This is a genomic window from Microbacterium sp., assembly GCF_036566905.1.
Classification (GTDB): Bacteria; Actinomycetota; Actinomycetes; order Actinomycetales; family Microbacteriaceae; genus Microbacterium.
Window position 1 is genome coordinate 1 of the sequence record NZ_DATCVK010000156.1, and the last position, 1,547, is coordinate 1,547.

2 protein-coding genes and 1 pseudogene are annotated in these 1,547 nt (G+C 66.3%); 1 reads left to right on the forward strand and 2 read right to left on the reverse strand.

The window, feature by feature from the left end; all coding sequences use genetic code 11:
* Positions 1–147: 147 nt before the first annotated feature.
* Complete coding sequence (locus VIP82_RS11815) at positions 148–816, reverse strand: SDR family oxidoreductase (RefSeq protein ID WP_331908772.1); 669 nt, start codon at positions 814–816, stop codon at positions 148–150.
* Between the two features lie 80 nt (positions 817–896).
* Here VIP82_RS11815 and VIP82_RS11820 point away from each other — a divergent pair, with 80 nt between their 5' ends.
* Entirely contained in the window at positions 897–1,259 is a 363-nt protein-coding gene (locus VIP82_RS11820; protein ID WP_331908774.1) for a winged helix-turn-helix transcriptional regulator, read from the forward strand.
* A gap of 59 nt (positions 1,260–1,318) precedes the next feature.
* On the opposite strand, the pseudogene VIP82_RS11825 reads toward VIP82_RS11820, so the two are convergent.
* Positions 1,319–1,547, reverse strand: a pseudogene (locus VIP82_RS11825) (DNA alkylation repair protein); the annotation flags it as partial.

A 1,547-nucleotide genomic window follows, 5' to 3' on the forward strand; every position in this document is an offset into this window, starting at 1 on the left:
CATCGCGGCATCCCTCGTGATGGTCTACCTGGGCGGCCGTTCGCGGCCCGATGACGATCGCCCCAAGCGATGGGTGCTGCCCGAACCGACGGAGCGCCGGCCCGAGCGCTGAGCCGGCCTGCTCCGGCGTGTCTCGCGCGGCGAGCGTCACCGTCGTCCGCCGTCGACCCGCAGGGTCTCGCCGGTGAAGAACGGGGCCGACATGATCCACAGCACTGCATCGACGATGTCCTGGACGGTTCCTGTGCCACCGACGAGCGTGCGGGAGGCGGCTGCGGTGAGGAACGTCGCCTTCTCCGCACCGCGGGCATCCCAAAGACCAGAATCGATGATCCCCGGAGAGATCGCGTTCACGCGCACCGGAGCGAGTTCGGCGGCCAGGTGCTGGGCTGCGAACGCAACGGCGCCGTTGGTGATTCCAGTGGCGTAACTCCCCGAACCGGGACGCCAGGCGACCTGACCGGAGAAGAGGGTGAGCGAATGCCGGATCTGGAAGTGCTTGGCCAGCAGGAGGGGGCCGGTGATCTTCGCCGCGATCGCCTCCTGCACCCGGGAGAGCTCCATCTCGCGGATCGGCGCGCTGTAGGTCATGCTGGCGGTCGAGATCAGGTGATCGATGGGGCCGATACGCTGCGCGGCCGCAGCCACGGACGCCTCGTCGCGCAGGTCGATGCGCAGTGTCCGCTCGTCGCGCGGCGCGTGTGATGAAACGGTCACGTGTGCGTCTTCCGCATCTGCGGCCGCCGCGATGGCAGCGCCCAAGCGGTGGGTCCCGCCGACGACGAGGACGGTGTTGTTGGCGAATCTTCCAGTCATGTTCTTCTCCGATCGGGTGCGATACACCCGACGCTATGGAAAGGTAACTGGTGACTTCAACGTAACCGGAGAGGTTCCACATGGCGAACAACATCATGTCCGCGAGCTGCCCATCACGTATCGTGCTGCGGCGCATCGGCGCACGATGGACGGTGTTCATCGTCAACGCGCTCGAACACGGGCCGATGCGATTCACCGCGCTGGCGACCCGAATCCAAGGGATCACTCCGAAGGTCCTCGTAGAAACGCTCCGGTCTCTGGAGGAAGACGGCCTGATATCCCGAACCGTATTCGACGAGAACCCCCCTCACGTCGAATACGAGCTCACAGAACTCGGCCGCTCGCTGCTCGTGCCACTCCGCGCCGTGAGGGAATGGGCCGAAGAACACGTCCCCGCGGTCCTCGCCGCCCGCGCCGCTCTCAGGCCGACCGACGCGACATAGATCCCGCCCCAGCTTCGACGCCACCGACTCTCACGGCAACAAGATCATCGAGCGCCGATTCAGCGCGTCTGCCGCCGCACGATCTCGTTGATCCAGCTCGGCGCGAACGGCGACGTGCAGTTGGGCGGGGTCGGATAGTCCTTCAGTACCTCGAGCCGCTCGCCGATCTCGAGCGCGCGAGCGCGGTACTCGGGGTGGTGGATGCCGATGTTCGCGAGCGTCTCGTTCATCGCCCACTGCAGGCGATCGGGCGCCTGCTTCATGTGCGCCTCGATGAGGTCGAGCAAC

Coding starts and splice junctions, on each gene's coding strand:
- VIP82_RS11820 (WP_331908774.1), top strand. CDS start 897: ATGGCGAACAACATCATGTCCGCGAGCTGCCCATCACGTATCGTGCTG.
- VIP82_RS11815 (WP_331908772.1), bottom strand. CDS start 816: ATGACTGGAAGATTCGCCAACAACACCGTCCTCGTCGTCGGCGGGACC.